This is a genomic window from Burkholderia sp. Ac-20379, from assembly GCF_017104645.1.
GTDB lineage: Bacteria > Pseudomonadota > Gammaproteobacteria > Burkholderiales > Burkholderiaceae > Burkholderia.
In genome coordinates this window covers 1-13047 of sequence record NZ_JAAGPF010000077.1, presented here as the reverse complement: position 1 = coordinate 13047, position 13047 = coordinate 1, and the positions used below count along the sequence as shown (strand labels likewise).

Below are 13047 nucleotides of genomic sequence, written 5' to 3'. Positions count from 1 at the left end.
AATTACCGCCGAAGTTTGAGCGCGAACAGGCCGTTGGGCCGGAAATACAGCGCGACGATCACGAGCAGCAGGATCGCGGCCTTCGCCATCGAGCCGCTGAGCACGAGCTCGAACAGCGATTGCATCTGCCCGATCGAGAACGCCGACAGGAACGTGCCGATCAGGCTGTCGACACCGCCGAACACCACCACCACGAACGTGTCGACGATGTATTGCTGGCCGGTGACGGGGCCGGTCGAGGCAAGCAGCGTCAGCGCGCTGCCGGCGATGCCGGCCAGGCCGCAGCCGAGCCCGAACGTGACCGCATCCACGCGTTGCGCATCGATGCCGGCCGCGCCGGCCATCGCGCGGTTCTGCATCACGCAACGGATCCGCAGGCCCCAGCGGCTGCGAAACAGGAACAGGAACACCACGAGCGCGACGCAGCCGGTCAGGCCGATGATGAACAGCCGGCTCAGCGGGATCGCGGTGTTGCCGAGCGTCCACGCGCCCTGCAGCCAGCTCACGGTCGGCACGCTCACGTCGACCGGGCCGAACAGTTGGCGAAACACCTGCTGCAGCACCAGCGACAGGCCCCAGGTGGCCAGCATCGTGTCGAGCGGACGCTGGTAGAGGCGCCGGATCATCACGCGCTCCAGCAGCACGCCCACCGCGAACGTGGTGGCGAATGCAACCAGGATGCCGACGAGGAAATACGCGCCCATCAGCGACGGCAGCCAGCGCTGGAAGATCTGCGCGCACAGGTAGGTCATGTACGCGCCGAGCGCCATCAGCTCGCCGTGCGCCATGTTGATCACGCCCATCAGGCCGAACACGATCGCGAGGCCGAGCGCCATCAGCGCGAGCACGGTGAACATCGACAGGCCGTTGAAGACCTGCGTAAGCAACATATCGAGAGTCATGGTCGATCACCGGGAAAGCGCGCGGCCGGAGGCGGCCGCGCCGGAAGCGGAAGCCCGCTCGCTTACAGCTTCGGGAACGGGTTCGGCTCGATCAGCGGCGATTCGTACAGGATGTCGACCTGGCCGTCGGCCCGGAACGCGCCGATCCGCGCGTGCTTCCACAGGTGATGGTTGCTCGCGTGGAAGCGCACCTTGCCTTCCGGCGCGTCCCATTCGAGGCCGGACGAGGCCGCCACCACCTTCTCGACCTGCAGCGATTTCGCCTTCTCGGCCGCGAGCTTCCACAGATGCACCGCCGTGTAGCTCGATTCCATCGTGTCGCCGAGCACGCGGTTCTGGCCGTAGCGCTTCTTGAACGCGCCGACGAACGCCTTGTTCTCGGGCGTGTCGATGCTCTGGAAGTAGCCCATGCAGCTCAGCACGCCGACCAGGTTGTCGTTGCCGATGCCGTAGGCCTCTTCCTCGCTGACGGCGAGCGCCATGATGGCCTGGTTGCGGCCGTTGATGCCCGCCGAGTTGAGCTGCTTGAACAGCGCGACGTTCGAGCCGCCCACGATGGTCGACAGGATCACGTCGGGCTTGGCCGCCTTGATCTTGGCGATCACCGACGAGAATTCCACCGCGCCGAGCGGGAAGTAATCCTCGCCCACGACCGTGCCGCCCGCCTTCGCCACCACCGGGTGGGCGATGCGGTTGATGGTGCGCGGCCACACGTAGTCCGAACCGATCAGGAAGAACTTCTTGCCCTTGTTCTTCGCAAGCCAGTTGATGGCCGGAATCACCGACTGCGTGGCTTCCTGCCCCGTGTACATGATGTTCTTCGACATCTCGAGGCCTTCGTAGTAGCACGGGTAGTACAGCAGCCCGTTGTAGCGCTCCATGACCGGCAGCACCGCCTTGCGCGAGGCCGACGTGTGGCAGCCGAAGATCACCGATACCTTGTCGCTCTCGAGCAGCTTCTGCGCCTTCTCCGCGAAGGTCGGCCAGTCGCTCGCGCCGTCTTCCACGACCGTCTGGATCGGACGGCCGAGCACGCCGTCGCTCGCGTTCAGCGCGTCGATCGCCATCTTTTCGGCGTCGACGATGTGCGCTTCGGCGATCGCCATCGTGCCGGTCAGCGAATGCAGGATACCGACCTTGATCGGATCCGCCGCGGCCGAGGCGGAACGGCTCGCCAGCGTGGCGACCGCGGGAAACGCACCCGCCGCGACGGACGCGAGGGCACTCTTGATGAACGTACGTCGATTGGCTGTCATCGCTACCTTCGAAAAAATGAAGAAAAAAAAAGCCCGACGACCAGCGTGTGCTGGACGTCGGGCTTCCGTGGCCGGTGCGGTGTCGGACGCCTTTGTCCGACACCGCGCAATCAGTGAGTACTCCGTGGCAAGGCGCTGTTTCTCCTTGGCATGGGCGAAACATATCGCAGCGAAAAATCCGTGGCAAGCGGAAATTTTCGAAGCTGATCGGGCCGCCGTGGGCCATGCCTTCGGGCCGATCCGGGTTTGTTTTCCGGCGCGCGAATCGGTTATGGTCATGTCGACATGCCGCGAAACGCGCCGCCGCGCGGCGCTTCGCGGCCTCGATTCCTCTTACCGTTGTTTCGCCCTGCTCATGACCTCATCGCACCGCGACCCGATCCGGATCGGCGTCCTGCTTTCCGAAACCGGCGTGACCGCCCCGATCGAACGTTCCCAGCAGCGCGCCACGCGCTTCGCGACCGAGGAGATCAACGATGCCGGCGGTATCGACGGCCGCGAGGTCGAACTCGTGCTGTGCGATCCAGCCTCACGCCCGGCGCGCTACGCCGAACTGCTGACCGGCATGATCGCCAACGAGCGGATTCGCGTGGTGGTGGGCTGCTACATGTCGAGCACGCGCAAGGCCGTGCTGCCGGTGCTCGAACGCCACAACGCGCTGCTGCTGTATCCCACGCTGTACGAAGGCTTCGAATGCAGCCGCAACGTGATCTACACCGGCGCCGCGCCGAATCAGAACAGCTTCCCGCTGGCCGATTACATGCTGCGCAATCACGGCAAGCGCGTGTTCATGATCGGCTCCGATTACATCTATCCGTACGAAGCGAATCGCGTGATGAGCGATCTCGTGTTCGAAAATGGCGGTGAAAAGGCGGGCGAAATCTACCTGCCGCTCAATGCCGGTTACGACGCGTATCGCGACGCGATGAAGAAGATCGTTGCGGCCGCACCCGATTTCATCTATTCGACGGTAGTGGGCATCGGCATGGCGCACATCTACCGCGCCTATGCCGAGGCGGGCCTCGATCCGGCGCGCTGCCCGATCGCCACGCTGTCCACCACCGAAACCGAATTCGCGGCGATGGGCGCCGAGATCGGCGAAGGCCACATCACGTCGTCGCCGTATTTCCAGTCGGTCGACACGCCCGCCAACCACGACGTGATCGCGCGCTTTCGCCGCCGCTTCGGCGACGACGTGGTGACCGACATGTGCTGGGAAGCCGCCTATTTCCAGATGCATCTGCTGGCCGACGCGATGCGGCGCACCGGCGGCGACGAGCCCGATGCGCTGCTGCGCACGCTGCCCGGCCTCGAATTCGATGCCCCGCAGGGGCGCGTCAAGATCGACGAGCAGAATCATCACACCTACCTGCGCCCGCGCATCGGCCGGCTCAATGCGCACGCCCAGTTCGACATCCTGCAGGAAGCGCCCGACTGGGTGCGCCCCGATCCGTTCGTGATCGCGTTCGGCGACGGCAGCGGCGCCGCCACGCTCGAACTGGCCGACGGGGGACGCGAATGAAACCGTTTCATACCGCCCGCACGCCCGAAGTCCTGCGTGCGATCCGTTCGCTGCACGTTGCCGTGATCCATCCCGACGACGACGATCGCGCCGAACTGATCGCGCAACTGAGCCGGATCGGCTGCCGCGTCTGCACGTTCTGGCCGCACGCCGCCGAGCTGCCCGACAACGTCGACCTGGTGTTCCTGGCCGTGCGCCCCGAATCGCTGGCGGTCGAACTGACCTGGCGCGACCGGCGCGACGCGCCGCCCGTGATTCCCGTGGTGACCTACGAGAACCCGATCATCATCGAAGCCGTCATGCAGCTCGACGCGCATTGCGTGATTCCGTCGCCGGTGCGCTCGTTCGGCGTCCTGACGGCGATTTCGGTGACGATGTTCCAGCACCGCAACCGCCAGCAGTTGGAGCGGCGCGTCAAGCGCAACGACGAGAAGGCCACCGAGCGCCGCCAGATCCAGCGCGCCACCGCGATCCTCAGCGAGAGCAACGGCATTTCGGAAGACAAGGCCTACGAACTGTTGCGCACGAAATCGATGACCGACCGCACGCCGATCGAGCAGATCGCGAACGCGATCATCAACGCGAGCCAGATGCTGCGGATGTGACGCGGGCCGGGTTCACCACGGCACCGTCAGCCCCTGATAGTCGAGATACTGCAGCCCGGCGCGGCCGGCCTGCGCCGCCATCGTGTCGATCAGCTTCGGGATGCTGTCGTCGATGCCGAGCCGCGCCTGCGGCCCGCCCATGTCGGTGCGCACCCAACCCGGCGCCATCAGCAGCAGCGTGCGCGGGTCGGCCGCATGGCGCGCCGCGAAGCTGCGCATGAACATGTTCAGCGCGGCCTTGCTGGCGCGATACACCTCGTAGTTGCCGTTCAGGTTGTTCGTCACGCTGCCCTGCCCCGACGACATCACGCCGATCGTGCCGTTGGGCGGCACCAGCGCTTCGAGCGACTCGACCACGCGCATCGGGCTCAGCGCATTGGTGACCATCACGCGCACGAACTCGTCGGTCGACACGTCGGCCACCGTCTCGCGGTCGTCGTTCTTGACACCCGCATTGACGAACAGCACGTCGAGCCGGCGGCCCGCCAGGCGCTCGCGCAGCGCGGCCAGTTCGTCGGGCGCGGTGATGTCGAGCGTTTCGACTTCGAGCGCGCCGCCGGCGTCGCGGGCGCGCTGTTCGAGCGATGCGGTGGCATGGCGGCGGCCGGTGGCGATCACGCGCCAGCCGCGCTTCAGATAGCCGTCGACCATCGCGAAGCCGAGGCCGCGCGACGCGCCGACGATCAATACAGTGTGCTGATGGTGTGCTGTCATATGGCGTGCCCTCATGGTGTGGCCGGCGCGATCGCCAGCCGATGAACCCACTGTAGCGGCGCGCCGCACATGGCGGAAGACGCATGAGATGCAGGAATAACCTGCATGGAACGCCATGTCATGCGCGCCTGCGTGCTAGCATCCGCGCATGTCCGATTCCGATCTCAACCTGCTCGTCGCGCTCGACGCCCTGCTCGCCGAAGGCAGCGTGGCCGGCGCCGCGCGGCGGCTCGGCCTCAGCGATTCGGCGATGAGCCGCACGCTCGCGCGGCTGCGCGCGGCCACCGGCGATCCGCTGCTGGTGCGCGCCGGGCGCGGCATGGTGGCCACGCCGCATGCGCAGGCGATTCGCGAACGCACCCGCGCGGCGCTGCACGAAACGCTCGCGGTGCTGCGGCCGGCCGGCGCCGATCTCGATCTGGCCACGCTGCGCCAGACCTTGACGATCCGCGCCAACGAGGGCTTCGTCGAGGCGTTCGGCGCGCAGTTGATCGCGGCCGTCACGGCGGATGCGCCGCACGTGTTCCTGCGCTTCGCCGCCAAGCCGGCCAAGAGCGCGGCGCCGCTACGCGAGGGCACGGTGGATCTGGAAATCGGCGTGCTCGGCGAGATGGGGCCGGAGGTGCGCATCCAGGCGCTGTTCCGCGATCGTTTCGTCGGCGCGGTACGACGCGGCCATCCGCTCGAACGCGCACGCCGCGTCAGCGCCCGGCGCTATGTGGCGTTCGGCCATGTGGTGGCCGCGCGCAAGGACGACCCGCGCGGCCCGGTGGATACCGCGCTGGCCGCGCTCGGGCTGGAGCGCACCATTGCGGCGGCCGTGCCCGGCTTTCCGGCCGCGCTGGCGGTGGCCCGCCATTCGGACTTGATCGCGCTGGTGCCGGCCTCGTTCTTCGACGCGCAGGCCGGCGACAGCGCCCACGCGTTCGCCCTGCCGGTGGATGCCGGCGAGATCACCGTCTCGCAGATGTGGCACCCGCGCCTCGACGCCGATCCCGTCCACCGCTGGCTGCGGCAGCGCGTGCTCGCCGTGTGCCGCGGCCCGGCGGCGGACTGATGTGCAGCCGCGCCTACCAGGGGATCGTCTGGTTTTCCCAGCGCGTGAACGTGCCGGTCGGCGCGTCCGGCCCCTGCAGCGCCACCCGCACCGCCTCGCGTGCGCCCTCCTCCACGGTTTCGGTCCCCGAATAATTGTTGAGGTTGGTGCGCGTATAGCCCGGCGACACGGCGTTGACCTTGATCCCTTCCGGTTCCAGTTCGAGCGCCATCGCCAGCGTGATGGCGTTGAGCGCCGTCTTCGAGGCCGGATACACGGGGCCGAAAATCGCGCGGTACGGGAAGGCCGGATCGGAATTGGTGGTCAGCGAGCCGACGCCGCTCGACACGTTGACGATGCGCGCATCCTCGGCGAGCCGCAGCAGCGGCAGCATCGCCTGATAGACGGCCAGCACGCCGAACACGTTGGTGTCCCACACGGCGCGCATCACGTCGATCGAGACGTTGCTCGGGCGCGTGGTTTTCGCGTAGTCCTCGATGCTCTGGCTGCCGCGCAGGCCGGTGTTCGAGATCGCCGCGTTGTTGATCAGCAGATCGAGCCGGCCGTACGACTCGCGAATCGTCTGCGCCGCCGCGTCGATCGAGGCCTGATCGGTCACATCGAGCTGCAGCGCGCGCGAGCCTTCGCCCACTTCCTGCGCGGCCGCCTCGCCGCGGTCGAGCCGGCGCGCGCCGATCAGCACGAAGCAGCCGCGTGCCACGAGGTCCTTGGCGATCTGAAGGCCGATGCCCTGATTGGCGCCGGTCACGAGTGCAATGCGTTGGTTCTGCATGAGTTCTCCTGAATATTGCGTTTCGCGGAATCAGCAGGGGTACTGAACGACCGGCCGATTCCGCCATCGTCGATGGGCCCCGGGTTCAGCGCCCGGCGGCCACCTCGGCGGCCCACGCCTCGGCGTCCTTGCCGGCCGGGATCTTCAGCGGCGTGGCCGGATCGGTCGCGGCGCGCCACACGGCTTCGGCCACGTCGATCGAATGCGTCAGCGGCCCCGAGGTGTCGGCCATGTTGGCCAGCACCGTCTTGACCAGCTCCGCGTAGGCCGGGTGATCAAAGCCGGCGATGTGCGCACGCGCGTTCTCGCCGAAGCGCGTCTCGGGCGAGCGCCCCGGCAGCACGAGCCGCACGCGCACGCCGAGCGGCGCCACTTCGAGCGCCAGCGATTCGGTATAGGCATTCACGGCCGCCTTGCTGGCGCGATAGGCGCTGATCAGCGGCAGCGCCTTGATCGTCACGCTCGACGTGACGTTCACCACCACGCCGGCCCGGCGCGCGCGGAACTGCGGCAACACCGCCTGCGTCAGCGCGATGGTGCCCACCGCGTTGGTCTCGAACACCTCGCGCACGGTGTCGAGCGGCACCAGCTCGGCCGGCGAGGCCGCGCCGAACCCGGCGTTGTTGACCAGCACGTCGATCGGGCCGGCCGCCTCGAGCGCCGCGCGGATGCTGTCCGGGCGGGTCACGTCGAGCGCCAGCACGCGCAGGTTGTCGGACGGCGGCAGCAGGTCCTCGCGTGGCGTGCGCATGGTGGCGACCACGCGCCAGCCGCGCTCGAGGAACAGCCGCGCGGTTTCGAGGCCGAAGCCGGACGAACAGCCGGTGATCAATACGGTTTGCATGGAAGGCTCCTGTCGGGCGAAGAAAAGGTGCCTCTACGATAGATGCCCGCAGCCGTACTCGCTACAATCGACAATCCGAATTTCATTTGCGAGAGTCCGGCCATGATCGATCCCCTTGCCGAGGTCGTGGGCTTGCTGCAGCCGAGCGCGCGGTTTTCCAAGTTCGTCTACGGCGCCAGCCCGTGGCGCGTCAGCCGCTCGGATTCGGGCCAGCCGTTCTATTGCGTGGTGCTCGACGGCGGCTGCCGCCTGATGGTGGACGGCCACGCGCCGGCCGAGCTGCAGGCGGGCGATTTCGTGCTGATTCCGGCCGCCTACGGCGTGGGGATGTCGAGCCTGAACGCGCCGCCGCCCGAGGCGGGCACCTCGACGCCCACCCCGCTGCGCCCCGGCGAATTCCGGATCGGCGCGGCCGAGCGGCCGATCGATTCGCGCATCGTGGTCGGCCATTGCAGCTTCGGCTCGCCCGACGCGGCGCTGCTCGTCTCGCTGCTGCCGAGGCAGGTGCATGTGCGCGGCGAGGCGCGGCTGGCCACGCTCGTGCATCTGATGCGGGAAGAATGGAGCGAGCAGCGGCCGGCGCGCGAGGAGGTGCTGTCGAGGCTGCTGGAGGTGCTGCTGATCGAGGCGCTGCGCTCCACGGCGGGTACCCAGGCCTCGCCGGGCCTCGTGCGCGGTCTGGCCGACAGCCGGCTCGCCGCCGCGATCCGCGGCATGCACGAGCGCCCCACGCAGGCGTGGACGGTGGCCGCGCTGGCCAAGGAGGCCGCGATGTCGCGTTCGACGTTCTTCGAGCGCTTCAGCCACGCGGTCGGCGTCGCACCGATGGAATACCTGCTGACCTGGCGCATGGCGCTGGCCAAGGATCTGCTGCGCCGCAATCAGGGGCGCATCGCCGAGGTCGCGCAGCGCGTGGGCTACAGCTCCGCCAGCACGTTCAGCGTGGCGTTTACGCGGCACGTCGGGCAGCCGCCGTCGCACTATGCGCGCGAACAGACAGTCGCCGGCGAAGCCTGAGGCAACACTGTCCGTCGTCTGGACGCCTGCGGCCCGGCAAGCCGCGTCCCGCCCCGAAAACCCCGGCAAGCAAGGGGTTTCCCTGACTTTTCCGGCGAGACGGGCGACACTGCCGGACTGTTCGACGAAATCGGCGGCCCCGGCGCGTTCCGGGCACGACGTTTCGTCATGCTTTCCGATTCAGGAGTTTTCATGACCGACCCGATGCGCGCGCCTGCCGACGACAACGCACGCCAGCTGTTCCGCCACGCGATGGCGCACCTCGGCGCCGCCGTCAACGTGATCACGACCGACGGCCCGCACGGCCGCTGCGGCGTGACGGCCAGCGCCGTGTGCTCCGTCACCGACACGCCGCCCACGCTGCTGGTGTGCCTGAACCGGTCGAGCAGCACCCACGCGGCATTCACGAGCCACGGCACGCTGTGCGTCAACGTGCTGCCGGGCGAACACGAACCGCTGGCGCGTCATTTCGCAGGCCTGACCAAGCTGCCGATGGACGAACGCTTCGGCCAGACCGAATGGGATCTCGGCCGCGACGGCGTGCCGGTGCTGCGCGACGCGCTGGCCAGCGTGCAGGGCACGATCGTCGAAATGAAGGACGTGGGTTCGCACACGGTGCTGTTCGTGGAGGCCACCACGATTCGCGTGCGCACCGATGCGGACGGGCTGATCTACTTCGGCCGCGCGTTCCATCGCGTGGGGCACACGGTGGAAGTGGCCGTGTAACGTCACGCGGCCGGGGCCGGGCGCCGGCCACCGCATGCGACGACGGCGCCTCGAAGGCGCCGTTGCCGTTTCTGCGCGGCCGTGTTCACGCCGCGTCGCGCGCCGCCCCGACCACGCGTTCCGCGAGCGGATGATGCTCGCCGCGCCGCGACCGGATCGCGTAGATCTCCTCGACCGCGCCCTCGGCGCGCCCGAGCCGCCGCAGCCCGCGCAGCAGCGCCGCATCGCTCGCGCCCGATTCGCTGAGCGGAAACACCCCCAGCCCGCGCGCGCCGAACACGGCCATCAGCGCGCTGTCCTCGAACTCGCCGACGATGCGGGGCCGGATGCCCAGCGTTTCGAACAGGCGTTCCAGTTGCGCGCGCAGCGGCGAGTGCGGGGTCGGCAGCAGCACCGGCATGCTGGCCAGGCAGTCGGGAAACCGCGCACGCGCGGCGGCCGTGACGAGCGAGGCCGGCCCGTACCAATCGACGGCCGAGGCCGCCAGCCGCTCGCTCGTCAGCCGCAGCGACGGATGCGGCGGCGCGGGCTGGCTGGCCAGCACCATGTCGAGCCGGTGCAGCGCCAGTTCGGCCAGCAGCTCGTCCAGTTCGCCCTCGTGGCACAGCAGGCGCAGTTGCGGCGTGTCGAGCGCCGGCGCCAGCACGGCATGCGCGGCCAGCTTCGACACGCCGTCGGTCAGCCCCACGGCAAGCCGCGCGATCTCGCCGCTCGCGGCGGCGCGCACGTCGTCGGCGATCCGCGCGCCGATCCGGAACATCTCGTCGGCGCGCGCGAACGCCGCCTGCCCGGCCTCGGTCATCGTCACGCCGCGCCCGGCCGGCTTCAGCAATGGATGGCCGAGCGCGCGCTCCAGCTCGCGCACCTGCGCGCTGATGGTCTGCACGGCCATGTCGAGCCGGTCGGCCGCGCGCGCGAACCCGCCTTCCTTGACGACGACCCAGTAGTAGTAGAGATGGCGGAAATTGAGCATGATGACCCTGGCGGTGGCGGCACATTTCGGAAAAACCGAAGTATGAATCAGCTTCACGCTGGTTTTTGCGAATCGCGCAAGCGCCGATCATAGCAAGCCTCGACCACGCTTTCCTATCGGATTCCGGAACCGCCCATGGACCACCTGTTGACCCTCGCCGCCGATCCCGCCATCTGGGCCGCCCTGCTGACGCTGGTGGCGATGGAGATCGTGCTCGGCATCGACAACCTGATCTTCATCTCGATCCTCAGCAACAAGCTGCCGGAAGCGCAGCGCGCCCGCACGCAGCGGATCGGCATCGGCCTCGCGCTGATCCTGCGGCTGGCGCTGCTCGGCACCGTGGCCTGGATCGCGCGGCTCACGCAGCCGGCGTTCACGCTGTTCGATCATGCGTTTTCGTGGCGCGACATGATCCTGATTTCGGGCGGCCTGTTCCTGGTGTGGAAGGCGACGCGCGAGATCCATCACCACGTCGCGCCCGGCACGGAAGACAGCGCGGGCGGCGGCGGCGTGGCCGCCGCGATGCTGACGCCGGTGGCGGCGATCGGCCAGATCCTCGTGCTCGACATCGTGTTCTCGATCGACAGCATCGTGACGGCGATCGGCATGACCGAACACGTGGCGATCATGTTCATCGCGGTGATCGCGGCCGTCACGGTGATGCTGTTCGCGGCCGGCCCGCTGTCGCGCTTCATCGACCGCAACCCGACCATCGTGATGCTGGCGCTGAGCTTCCTCGTCGTGATCGGCATGACGCTGATCGCCGAAGGCTTCGGGACGCACGTGCCGAAGGGGTATATCTACGCGGCAATGGCGTTCTCGGCCTTCGTCGAGGGCATGAACATGCTGTCGCGGCGCGCCAAGGCCAAGCGCACGGATGCGGGCGGCAGGCACTGAAGCCGCCGCGGCATCGATATCGATCGGGAATTCAGAAAGGAAACCGAAGTAACGGGGCCCTGGGCAGCCAGCGCTCGCCGGTCATTCCGCCGGTTGCAGGCCGCGCACGCGGCCCCGGCGCTGGGCGGCCAGGCGTTTGGTTTCGCGGCGCGCGCCGGCGGCCTGCATGGCGCGCTCGATCGCGAGCGCCGCGTTCGTGCCGGTGGGTTCGCCGATCGCCAGCTCGGCGTAGTTGCGGGCGTCGGCGGCCCATTGCGTGGCCAGCGTCGCGTAGCGGCGCGCGCGTTGCGCGCGATCCTGCAGGCGCAGCGCCGATGCTTCGGAGCCCGACACATTGGGCCGTGCGTTGCGCACGGCCTGGGCGGCGCGGTGTTCAAGATCGACTGCATCCGCATCGGCGTCGTGCGCATCGCGCACGGCCGCCTTGGCCGCTGCCTGCGCCTCGCGTTCGGCCACCTCGGCGGAACGCGAGCGCGACGGACGCCGCACGCCGGCCGAAGCGGCCGCGATCATCGCGCCGTCGGCCGACGAACGGGCCGCGGCATCGGCGTTGGCCATCGCCAGCGCGGCGGACGGCATGATGCGGGAAGCGGGGGAGGAACCGGAATCGCGAGCGCGGCGCGGCTGTTGCGGCGCCGCCTGGCGCACGAACGCTTGTTGCGAATACGGATTCCGTCGTGCCTGACGGCCGGCGAACCAGACGCAGGCGGCGATCGCGACAATCGCGAAGCCGACCGAGGCAGCGATGAGCAGCAGAATATCTTGCATCGTCCGAGGTGAGATCACGGTTGGCGGCGCAGCCCGCCGGGATATCGTCCGGCGCTGGGGAGGGCGCCGGCAAGCGCGCCTACTATACCGCTATCGGCGTTTTTATGTAGGTATTCGCCCGGATGTCTGCGACATTTTTTTCGTAGCAGAAGATCCTTTGGATGCGCACGCAAACAAGGTTCGCGATAACCGCCGGACGCGCGTTTCGCGCCGCAGCAATCGGGACAATTCGCGTGCTGAATGGATCGTCCGCCCGGCACCGCCGCCGTTTTGCTGCACCGCACTCAGCCAGATCGACGCACCGCCCTCGTCCACGCTCGCGTGGGCCGCGAGCGACACCGATGCGCACCGCCGTCGACATTTTCGCGCCGCCCACGCAGGCGCCGCCGCTCGGGCCACCGGGCCGGGCTCGAAATCAAAAATCGATTCCGGGTAAACTTGCCGGATGGAAAAGTGCCGCTACTGCGAAAGAATCCGCGACGAATGGGAGTGCCACGGACCGGCCTGCCGGGACGCGATCGCCCGCGCGCTGAAACGGCAGCGGGCCGGGCTGCCGCTCGTGGCGAAAGTCATCCGCAATGAAATTCCGGCCGGCGCAAGCACCGGCGAAGTGATCTCGGTGCTGTCGCGCCAGCGCCTGCGCGCGCGGCGCGGCAACGAGGAACGCCGCGAGCGCAAGGAAATCGACGACGATCTCGGTTGAGCGCTTGCGCGCTTTACGCATCGCTGCCTTTACGTACTCCGACCCCGCTTACAAGTCGTCACAACCCCGGCCGAACGAAATCGAACCCGTCATGCCTGACCGGTATCGATTCTTCCTTGCCGAGGCCATGTGATGCGAGATTTCGACGCCCCGTCGCCCCGCCCAGTTGTTGCCGCCGCTGCCGCTCGTCGCGTGCGCGGCGCCGCCCTGCTCCTCTGGCTGTGCGCGAGCGCGGCCGCCATGCCCGCACTGGCTGCGCAGGATGCCGCCGGCGGCGCGGCCTCCGCCCCG

The 13047-nt window shown here is 68.4% G+C and carries 15 protein-coding genes and 1 pseudogene; 8 read left to right on the top strand and 8 right to left on the bottom strand.

Going from position 1 to position 13047, the window contains the following annotated elements; all coding sequences use genetic code 11:
• Window positions 1-2 precede the first annotated feature (2 nt).
• Both urtB and urtA read right to left on the bottom strand, forming a co-directional pair.
• Window positions 3-902: an urea ABC transporter permease subunit UrtB gene (gene urtB, locus G3N92_RS12940; RefSeq protein WP_206127921.1), complete on the bottom strand. Its 900-nt coding sequence runs from the start codon at window positions 900-902 to the stop codon at window positions 3-5.
• Between the two features lie 62 nt (window positions 903-964).
• Entirely contained in the window at window positions 965-2158 is a 1194-nt protein-coding gene (urtA, locus tag G3N92_RS12935; protein ID WP_206127920.1) for an urea ABC transporter substrate-binding protein, read from the bottom strand.
• Window positions 2159-2513: 355 nt separating this feature from the next.
• On the opposite strand from urtA, the gene G3N92_RS12930 reads away from it, so the two are divergent.
• Together G3N92_RS12930 and G3N92_RS12925 are read left to right on the top strand one after the other, a co-directional pair.
• A complete protein-coding gene (locus G3N92_RS12930; RefSeq protein ID WP_206127919.1) occupies window positions 2514-3680 on the top strand; it encodes a transporter substrate-binding domain-containing protein in 1167 nt (388 codons plus the stop codon).
• The gene (locus tag G3N92_RS12925; RefSeq protein ID WP_206127918.1) at window positions 3677-4285 is read left to right on the top strand and encodes an ANTAR domain-containing protein; all 609 of its coding nucleotides are present in this window, start codon (window positions 3677-3679) and stop codon (window positions 4283-4285) included. The genes G3N92_RS12930 and G3N92_RS12925 overlap by 4 nt, the downstream gene beginning before the upstream one ends.
• 12 nt (window positions 4286-4297) lie before the next feature.
• Here G3N92_RS12925 and G3N92_RS12920 read toward each other — a convergent pair whose 3' ends face one another.
• Window positions 4298-4999, bottom strand: a complete 702-nt coding sequence (locus G3N92_RS12920) for an SDR family NAD(P)-dependent oxidoreductase (protein ID WP_206127917.1) — start codon at window positions 4997-4999, stop codon at window positions 4298-4300.
• A 148-nt stretch (window positions 5000-5147) separates the two neighbouring features.
• Between G3N92_RS12920 and G3N92_RS12915 the strand changes: the two genes are divergently transcribed.
• The gene (locus tag G3N92_RS12915) at window positions 5148-6056 is read left to right on the top strand and encodes a LysR family transcriptional regulator (protein WP_206127916.1); all 909 of its coding nucleotides are present in this window, start codon (window positions 5148-5150) and stop codon (window positions 6054-6056) included.
• Window positions 6057-6069: 13 nt separating this feature from the next.
• Here the strand turns inward: G3N92_RS12915 and G3N92_RS12910 are convergent, their stop codons facing one another.
• Both G3N92_RS12910 and G3N92_RS12905 read right to left on the bottom strand, forming a co-directional pair.
• On the bottom strand, window positions 6070-6828 hold the full coding sequence (locus G3N92_RS12910; RefSeq protein ID WP_206127915.1) for an SDR family NAD(P)-dependent oxidoreductase: 759 nt from the start codon (window positions 6826-6828) through the stop codon (window positions 6070-6072).
• Between the two features lie 85 nt (window positions 6829-6913).
• Window positions 6914-7672: an SDR family oxidoreductase gene (locus G3N92_RS12905; protein ID WP_206127914.1), complete on the bottom strand. Its 759-nt coding sequence runs from the start codon at window positions 7670-7672 to the stop codon at window positions 6914-6916.
• 42 nt (window positions 7673-7714) lie between these two features.
• On the opposite strand from G3N92_RS12905, the gene G3N92_RS12900 reads away from it, so the two are divergent.
• Both G3N92_RS12900 and G3N92_RS12895 read left to right on the top strand, forming a co-directional pair.
• Complete coding sequence (locus tag G3N92_RS12900; RefSeq protein ID WP_206127913.1) at window positions 7715-8689, top strand: AraC family transcriptional regulator; 975 nt, start codon at window positions 7715-7717, stop codon at window positions 8687-8689.
• 192 nt (window positions 8690-8881) lie between these two features.
• Complete coding sequence (locus G3N92_RS12895) at window positions 8882-9415, top strand: flavin reductase (RefSeq protein WP_206127912.1); 534 nt, start codon at window positions 8882-8884, stop codon at window positions 9413-9415.
• An 85-nt stretch (window positions 9416-9500) separates the two neighbouring features.
• Here the strand turns inward: G3N92_RS12895 and G3N92_RS12890 are convergent, their stop codons facing one another.
• Window positions 9501-10388 carry a LysR family transcriptional regulator gene (locus G3N92_RS12890; RefSeq protein ID WP_206127911.1) on the bottom strand — a complete coding sequence of 296 codons (888 nt, stop codon included), beginning with the start codon at window positions 10386-10388 and terminating at the stop codon, window positions 9501-9503.
• Window positions 10389-10523: 135 nt separating this feature from the next.
• On the opposite strand from G3N92_RS12890, the gene G3N92_RS12885 reads away from it, so the two are divergent.
• Window positions 10524-11285, top strand: a complete 762-nt coding sequence (locus G3N92_RS12885; protein ID WP_206127910.1) for a TerC family protein — start codon at window positions 10524-10526, stop codon at window positions 11283-11285.
• A gap of 81 nt (window positions 11286-11366) precedes the next feature.
• On the opposite strand, the gene G3N92_RS12880 is transcribed toward G3N92_RS12885, so the two are convergent.
• Window positions 11367-12053 (bottom strand): hypothetical protein, encoded by a 687-nt coding sequence (locus G3N92_RS12880; protein ID WP_206127909.1) that lies wholly within the window; start codon window positions 12051-12053, stop codon window positions 11367-11369.
• Here G3N92_RS12880 and G3N92_RS12875 point away from each other — a divergent pair.
• On the top strand, window positions 12031-12489 hold the full coding sequence (locus G3N92_RS12875) for a hypothetical protein (protein WP_206127908.1): 459 nt from the start codon (window positions 12031-12033) through the stop codon (window positions 12487-12489). The two genes, G3N92_RS12880 and G3N92_RS12875, sit on opposite strands and share 23 nt — an antisense overlap.
• A 9-nt stretch (window positions 12490-12498) precedes the next feature.
• Window positions 12499-12756: a hypothetical protein gene (locus tag G3N92_RS12870; RefSeq protein WP_206127907.1), complete on the top strand. Its 258-nt coding sequence runs from the start codon at window positions 12499-12501 to the stop codon at window positions 12754-12756.
• A 48-nt stretch (window positions 12757-12804) separates the two neighbouring features.
• Here the strand turns inward: G3N92_RS12870 and G3N92_RS12865 are convergent.
• A pseudogene (locus G3N92_RS12865) lies at window positions 12805-13047 on the bottom strand (hypothetical protein); the annotation flags it as partial.

Coding starts and splice junctions, on each gene's coding strand:
- G3N92_RS12890 (WP_206127911.1), bottom strand. CDS start 10,388: ATGCTCAATTTCCGCCATCTCTACTACTACTGGGTCGTCGTCAAGGAA.
- G3N92_RS12905 (WP_206127914.1), bottom strand. CDS start 7,672: ATGCAAACCGTATTGATCACCGGCTGTTCGTCCGGCTTCGGCCTCGAA.
- urtB (WP_206127921.1), bottom strand. CDS start 902: ATGACTCTCGATATGTTGCTTACGCAGGTCTTCAACGGCCTGTCGATG.
- G3N92_RS12920 (WP_206127917.1), bottom strand. CDS start 4,999: ATGACAGCACACCATCAGCACACTGTATTGATCGTCGGCGCGTCGCGC.
- G3N92_RS12880 (WP_206127909.1), bottom strand. CDS start 12,053: ATGCAAGATATTCTGCTGCTCATCGCTGCCTCGGTCGGCTTCGCGATT.
- G3N92_RS12910 (WP_206127915.1), bottom strand. CDS start 6,828: ATGCAGAACCAACGCATTGCACTCGTGACCGGCGCCAATCAGGGCATC.
- G3N92_RS12885 (WP_206127910.1), top strand. CDS start 10,524: ATGGACCACCTGTTGACCCTCGCCGCCGATCCCGCCATCTGGGCCGCC.
- G3N92_RS12900 (WP_206127913.1), top strand. CDS start 7,715: ATGCCCGCAGCCGTACTCGCTACAATCGACAATCCGAATTTCATTTGC.
- G3N92_RS12870 (WP_206127907.1), top strand. CDS start 12,499: ATGGAAAAGTGCCGCTACTGCGAAAGAATCCGCGACGAATGGGAGTGC.
- G3N92_RS12915 (WP_206127916.1), top strand. CDS start 5,148: ATGTCCGATTCCGATCTCAACCTGCTCGTCGCGCTCGACGCCCTGCTC.
- urtA (WP_206127920.1), bottom strand. CDS start 2,158: ATGACAGCCAATCGACGTACGTTCATCAAGAGTGCCCTCGCGTCCGTC.
- G3N92_RS12895 (WP_206127912.1), top strand. CDS start 8,882: ATGACCGACCCGATGCGCGCGCCTGCCGACGACAACGCACGCCAGCTG.
- G3N92_RS12930 (WP_206127919.1), top strand. CDS start 2,514: ATGACCTCATCGCACCGCGACCCGATCCGGATCGGCGTCCTGCTTTCC.
- G3N92_RS12875 (WP_206127908.1), top strand. CDS start 12,031: ATGAGCAGCAGAATATCTTGCATCGTCCGAGGTGAGATCACGGTTGGC.
- G3N92_RS12925 (WP_206127918.1), top strand. CDS start 3,677: ATGAAACCGTTTCATACCGCCCGCACGCCCGAAGTCCTGCGTGCGATC.